Source organism: Pseudomonas edaphica (genome assembly GCF_005863185.1).
Classification (GTDB): Bacteria; Pseudomonadota; Gammaproteobacteria; order Pseudomonadales; family Pseudomonadaceae; genus Aquipseudomonas; species Aquipseudomonas edaphica.
In genome coordinates this window covers 1-7,245 of the sequence record NZ_VBVZ01000308.1, presented here as the reverse complement: position 1 = coordinate 7,245, position 7,245 = coordinate 1, and the positions used below count along the sequence as shown (strand labels likewise).

The window sequence follows — 7,245 nt, the reverse complement described above, 5'->3', positions numbered from 1 at the left end:
ATGTGGGAGCAGGCAAGCCAGCTCCCACAGTTGATGTGTGTTGTTTGTTAAACCAGGTTACTTGCCGCCGGTAATCTGCTTCACCAGCTCAGCATGCCCCTTCACGTCATCCGCCCGCGAAATCGCCTGGATCACCAGCAGATGGTTGCCCGAACCGCCGAGGAATGTGGAGTTCAGGGTCTTGCCACCGCCTTGGGTCGCCGTACTGTCCACCTGGCGCAGGCCCAGGCCTTTGAAGGTCAGCTTCTTCTCGTTTTGCTTCTTGAAGTCGGGCAGGGCAGCGCTCTGGTCCTTGACGAAGTCCGCCACGGCACCATCGAGAAACTGCGGGTCATTGTCCTTGATGGTTGCCCCATCGTTGCGCACGGTTTCGGCGACGATCACAACACTTTTCGTGGTCGAGTTCGCGTACAGCGTGCCTTGGGTATCGGCGGTGCCATCCTCGACCTTGCCAGTCGGCAACGTGTCAGCGACGAAAGCCTTGGGCAGGTTGAAGGTGAACTTGCCGCCCAAGGTCGAGATGGTCTGGGTGGCAGGGGACTTGCTGGCGGCGAACACGCTACCGGCGGTAAGCGCAAGGGCCAGCAGGACGGCGGTCTTGGTGAAAGTGGCCATGAAACGCTCCAGGGATGAACGAAATTGCGGCGTATTCTGTCAGAAATTTCGCAATATCGTTCATCCCTAAGTTCACACCTTGTCGGACTCCTCTTGAAGCCGGTCCATCTCGAACAGCCGCGCCAGTTCCGTGCGGGCTTCCTGGGCCGATTGCAATACTTTGGCCGCGTCGTCATACACCGCGTGTTGAGCGGCGAGTAACTGGTGGTCGTGGTTTTTGAATCGATCAATGCGTGCATCGGCCTGGGCCTGGCTCAAGCCGAGGCCGACCAGGGTGCGACGGCTCATTTCCAGGCTGGAGTAGAAGGTCTCGCGCACCGGCGAGGCGTCCAGGTCGACCAGGCGGTGAACGTGCTGGCGGTTACGTGCGCGGGCGATGATTTTCATGTGCGGATAAAGGCTGCGCACCAGGGCGGCGGTCTTGATATTTATTTCCGGGTCGTCCATGGCGATCACAAAAAACTCGGCTTGGTCGACCTTGGCTGCATGTAGGATTTCCGGGCGCTGCGGGTCGCCGTAGAACACCGGCATGCCGCCGAAGCTGCGGGTCAGCTCGATGGTTTCCACCGAGGTGTCGAGGGCAATGAACGAGATGTTTTGCGCGCGCAGGATCCGCGCGACGATCTGGCCCATACGGCCCATGCCGGCGATCACCACGCGGGGCGCATCGCTTTCGATGGTGCGGTATTCCTCCGGCACCTCCACGGTCTTGGCCTTGTGTTTGAACAGCTTGGGGCACACCAGCAACAGCAGCGGCGTCACCGCCATCGACAAGGTGATGGTCAGCACCAGCACATCGTAAAGGTGCGGCTCGAACAGGCCCTGGTCGCGGCCGATCTTGAACACCACAAAGGCAAACTCACCACCCGCCGCCAGCACGATACCGAGGCGCAAGGCGCTTTCGCGGTTGAGGTCACCCACCAGCCGGCCCACGGCGTACAGCAGCGGCAGTTTCAGGCCGATCAGCAGCAAGGTCAGCCCGATCACCATCAACGGCGTGCTGAGCAGCAGGCTGAGGTTGGCGCCCATGCCCACGCTGATAAAAAACAGGCCCAGCAGCAGGCCCTTGAACGGCTCGATCTGGGATTCCAGCTCGTGGCGATATTCCGAATCGGCCAGCAGCAGCCCGGCGAGGAAGGCACCGAGGGCCATGGACACACCCACCAGTTCCATCAGCCACGCGGTGCCGATAACGACCAGCAGCGCGGTGGCGGTGGACACTTCGCGCAGGCCGGTCTTGGCGACGATGCGAAACACCGGGCGCAACAGGTAGCGCCCACCGATGATCACCACGGCGATGCTGCCCAGTATCTGCAGCACGTGTTGCACGCCCTGGGCTTCGGTCGTCGGGTGATCGCTGCCGGCCAGCAGCGGCACCATGGCGATCAGCGGGATCGCCGCGATGTCCTGGAACAGCAGGATGGCAAAGGCCAGGCGCCCGTGGGGCTGGTTGAGTTCCTTGCGTTCGGCCAGGCTTTGCAGGCCAAAGGCAGTGGAGGACAGCGCCAGGCCCAGGCCCAGCACGATTGCACTGTTCCACGGCTGACCAAATAGCCACAGCGCCGCCACGCCCATCACCACGCCGGTGAGCACCACCTGGGCCAGGCCGACGCCGAACACCGCCTTGCGCATCACCCATAAACGTTTGGGCGACAGCTCCAGGCCGATGATAAACAGCAGCAACACCACGCCCAGTTCAGAAAATTGCGCCACGCTCTGCGGGTTGCCCACCAGGCCCAGCACGGACGGGCCGATGATCACACCGGCAAACAGATAGCCCAGCACGGCGCCCAATTGCAGGCGCTTGGCCAAAGGCACGGTCAACACAGCGGCGAGCAGGAACACCACGGCTGCTTGTAACAGGTTGCCTTCATGGGGCATTGAGATCTCCCAGATCTTTAAAGCGAATCAACAGGGCGTTATTAGCGCCTTTTTTACATTTGGAAACTTGTATTTATGTCGCGACAGTCAATGGATGCTGGCTGTAATCCCATTCTGACAGGGAGTTTACGAAAGTATTAATACCATTTAATTCAATGACTTTTCTGTAGGTCTACTACCGTTTCGACAAATTGGATCAATTGTCACCACGGTCAGGTATCTCGAATTCGATGCGTGTGGGTCAATAAAGTTGAGCTTCTACGCACCCATGGATGAAAGGCTTGGACCACAAGGAGTTGAGCGTGGATAAAAGACTTGCTACTGCCGTTGTACCTCGTATTTCTGCGCTTTCTCTTGCTATTCGCCTCGGCGTAGCGGGGCTGGTGATGGGCCTTGCAAGCCCCGAAGCGATGGCGGCCTGCTCGCCCGCAAGCCCCACGGCGGGTGCCACGGTGACGTGTACGGGGGTGCCGTCGTTACCGCTGTTTCTGAACACCTTCTCGAGTGCGGTGAATGACCTGACGGTCAACGTCAACCCTGGCGCGCAGCTCAACGCAACGTTGGGCGGCATTGCGTTGAACCTGACCGGTAACAACACCACACTGAACAACTCCGGCACCATCGACCCGGCGCTGCTCGGGTTTGTATCCGTGCTCAGTGGCGGTGTGGTGGTGGGCAATACCGCGGCCAGTACGGTGAATATCACCAACACGGCCACCGGGATCATCCGCGGTACCGGCGCACTGCTGGGGCTTAATCTGACTTCGTTGGGTGGTGCGGCGCTGAACGTCACGAATGGCGTCGGTGGCACCACCACCCTCACCAACGCCGGCACCCTCGGCTCCAGTTCGTTGCTGGGTCTTACGTTGTTTGCCTCTGACACGCCAGTGGTCGCCGTGCAAGGTGGCGGCCAGGTCAACATGACCAACAGTGGCACGCTCACCGGGCGGGTTGCCTTCGAGGCGTCCACTTTGGGTAATACCTTCGTCAACAGCGGGACCATTTCCGGCGGCGTGTCGATGGGAGCAAACAGCACCAACACCTTTACGGCGGTGACCGGGTCGAGCGTGTCCTCGGGTGGCGGTATCGGCTTGAGCCTCGGCGGCCTGTTGGGCGTAAACCTGACGTTTGCCCCCACCGGCCAGGTGGATGGCGGCGCAAACGGCAGCAACACCTTGATCCTGCAAAACCCCGGCGCCACCGGCAGCAGCGGCACTGGCACGGCGTCCAGCGCCACCTATGTCAACTTCAACAACCTGACCATCAACGGCGGCACCTGGACGTTGCAGGGGCCGTTGGTCAGCGGCAGCACAACGCTCAATGGTGGCATTTCGCAGTTCGATAACAGTGCGACGTTCGGTACTGGGGCAATCACCGCCAATGGCGGGATTATCGAGGCAACGGCCAATAACCTGACGCTGGCTAACCTGCTCACGCTGGGCACCGGCGGGTTGACCGTCCAGGGCGCCAATACCGGGCTGACCCTGGGCGGCGTGCTCTCGGGCACCGGCGGCTTGACCAAGACGGGCACGGGTCAACTGATCCTCAATGCCGCTAACACTTACACCGGCGCCACCACGCTGTCCGGCGGTTCGGTGCAGTTGGGCAATGACCTGGCGCTGAGCAGCGGCGCTGTCACCGTCACGGCCGCATCGACTTTGCAGGCGCCTGGCACAGTCAGCCTTGCCAACACGTTCACGCTTAACGACAACCTGACGACCGATGTGGCCGGTACGCTGAGCCTGAACGGAGCCATTACCGGCAATGGTGGGCTTACCCAGAGCGGCGCGGGCAGCCTGACGCTCAATGGCGTCAACACCGGCTTCAGCGGCGCCACCAACCTGGGCGCCGGCACCCTGGTGCTGGGCAATAACAATGCCCTGGGCAGCGGCAACCTGAATGTGACAGGTACTGCCAACCTGGACACCAGTGGCGCCTCATTACTGAACAACAATGTCGTCTTGACCGGCGATCTCAGCCTGCTCAACGCCAACCCACTGACCCTGAGCGGCGTGATGTCCGGCGTCGGCGGCCTGACCAAAACCGGCGCGGGCCTGCTGACCCTGGCCGGTAACAACACCCGCAGCGGTGTAACGTCGCTGAACGCCGGCGGTTTGTTGCTCAGCACCAACACCGCCCTGGGGACGGGCGCGCTGAATACGGCTGCGGGCACTTCGCTGGACGCCACGACGGCGGTGACCCTCGCCAACGCGGTCAACCTGGCCGGCAACCTGGGCATTGGCGGCACCGCCGACCTGACGCTGGCCGGTACGATCAATGGCGCTGGCAGCCTGACCAAAAACGGCGCCGCCAATCTAGTGCTCAACGGCGTCAACAACTTCCTGGGCGGCACCACGCTCAATGCGGGCACCCTGACGGCTGGCTCCAACTCAGCCCTGGGTCTGGGTAACTTGACCGTTGGCGGCGCGTCGACGCTGGACAGCAGCGGGGCATTCAGCCTGGGCAACAACGTTGTGCTCAACGCCGGGTTGACGGCCGGCGGTACCAATAACCTGACCCTGGCGGGTGTGCTCAGTGGGGCAGGGCCGCTGACCAAAAGTGGCCTGGCCAACCTGACCCTCAACGGCAACAACACCTTCAGCGGCGGCACCACCCTCAATGCCGGGACCTTGACCCTGGGCAACGCCAATGGCCTGGGCAGCGGCGCCTTGACCGTCGGCGGTGCGGCGACCCTGGACACCAGCGCGTCCTTTGGCATCGGCAATGCCATTGCGCTGAATGCTGACCTTACGGTCGCCGGCAACAACGACCTGAGCCTGAACGGCGTGGTCAGCGGCGCTGGCAACCTGATCAAAAATGGCTTGTCCGACCTGACCCTGGCCGGCAACAACACCTTCACCGGCGCCGTGAACGTGGTCTCCGGCAGCCTGACGTTGCTCAATGCCAATGCCTTGGGCAGCACTTCCGGGGTTAACGTGAGTGCGGGCGCCGGGGTCAACCTGGCCACCGACGTCAGCCTGGCCGGCTTGAGCGGCAGCGGTAGCGTGCAACTGAGTGGCGCCAACAGCTTGACCGTTGGCGGGGTCAACACCACCAGTACGTTTGATGGTGATTTGAGTGGCGCTGGCGGGCTGATCAAGGTCGGCACCGGCACTCTCAACCTTACCGGCATCAATGGCGTCACTGGCAACACGGCGATCAATGCAGGCACCTTGAACCTCAGTGGTTCCCTGGCCAGCGCCCAGGTCAATGTCAACAACGGCGGTACGCTGACCGGTACCGGTTCGCTATTGGGTGCGCTGAACGTCAATAACGGCGGCCATTTGGCCTTGAGCAGCGGCAATACCTTGTCAGCCGGTGCACTGAACATGGTCGCGGGTGGCAACCTGGATGTTGCCCTCGGTGCGCCATCCCTCACTTCCTTGCTCAATGTCGGCGGTAACGTGGCGCTCGCCGGCAACCTGAACGTCACCGATGCCGGTGGTTTTGGCGCGGGCACTTATCGCCTGATCAACTACACCGGCGGCCTGACCGGTGGCCTGACGGTAGCGGGTGTTCCCGTGGGTTATGGCCTCGGCGATCTGCTGGTACAAACCTCGGTCGGCAACCAGGTCAACCTGGTGGTGTCGGCGCCCAATATCCGCTTCTGGGACGGCAGCCAAGCTATCGCCAACGGCGTGGTGGATGGCGGCACGGGCGCCTGGACCGCCGGCGGTACCAACTGGACGTCCGCCGACGGCTTGACCAACTCTCCTTGGTCCAGTGGCTTTGCGGTGTTCACCGGTGCTGCCGGTACGGTCACCGTGCAAGGCCCGCAAGCCTTTACCGGCCTGCAGTTTGTCACCGACGGCTACAGCCTGGTCAGCGGCGCAGGCGGGCAATTGACTGCGATCAATGGCGGCAGTGGCAATGTATCGATGCGTGTAGATCCGGGCGCAACCGCGACCGTCGGGGTCAATATCGATGGCGCCGGCACCTTGAACAAGCTCGACACCGGCACCCTGGTGCTCAACGGCGCCAACACCTATACCGGTGGCACCTTGCTCAATGGCGGCGCGCTTATCGTCGGTAGCAACACTGCGCTGGGCGGCGGCCTGTTGACGACAGCGGCCGGGACGACACTGGACAGTAATGCTGCCATCACCTTGGGCAACACGGTGCTCTTGAACGGCGACACCACTGTCGCGGGCGGCAACGCGCTGACCTTTAATGGCGGGATCAGCGGCGTTGGCGGCCTGATCAAAAACGGCGCGGCCACTTTGACCCTGGGCGCAAGTAACACTTTCCTCGGGCCTGTGGCCTTGAACGCGGGTGGGCTGATCCTGGCCGCCAACAATGCCTTGGGCGCTGGCGCGTTGAATGCGGCTGGCGGCACGACACTGGATGCCAGTGCGGCGGTCACTGCCAATAACGCGATCAACCTGGCAGGCAACCTGGGTATAGGCGGCACGGCTGACCTGACCTTGGGCGGTGCAATCAATGGTGCTGGCAGCCTGACGAAAAATGGCGCAGCCAACCTGATCCTCAATGGTGCTAATACCTACCTCGGCGGCATGACGCTGAACGCGGGCACATTGACCCTGGGCAATAACCTCGCGCTGGGCCTGGGCAACCTGACGGTGGGGGGTGCTTCGACGCTCGATAACAGCAGCGCGCTGAGCATCGGCAATGGTGCTGTGCTGAACGCTGCGTTGACGGTGGCTGGCAACAATGACCTGACCCTGGGTGGCCTGCTCACGGGCACCGGCGCGCTGGTCAAGGATGGCGCGGCCAACCTGACCCTTAATG

At 62.2% G+C, this 7,245-nt stretch carries 3 protein-coding genes; 1 reads left to right on the top strand and 2 read right to left on the bottom strand.

Annotated features, from left to right (window positions below; genetic code table 11):
• Positions 1 to 57 precede the first annotated feature (57 nt).
• Both FEM54_RS19565 and FEM54_RS19560 read right to left on the bottom strand, forming a co-directional pair.
• Positions 58 to 615 (bottom strand): DcrB/PsbP domain-containing protein, encoded by a 558-nt coding sequence (locus tag FEM54_RS19565; protein ID WP_017139634.1) that lies wholly within the window; start codon positions 613 to 615, stop codon positions 58 to 60.
• Positions 616 to 687: 72 nt separating this feature from the next.
• A complete protein-coding gene (locus FEM54_RS19560) occupies positions 688 to 2,496 on the bottom strand; it encodes a monovalent cation:proton antiporter-2 (CPA2) family protein (RefSeq protein WP_017139633.1) in 1,809 nt (602 codons plus the stop codon).
• 302 nt (positions 2,497 to 2,798) lie between these two features.
• Here FEM54_RS19560 and FEM54_RS19555 point away from each other — a divergent pair.
• The coding region (locus FEM54_RS19555) for a beta strand repeat-containing protein (protein WP_171045870.1) at positions 2,799 to 7,245 on the top strand (4,447 nt) is incomplete at its 3' end.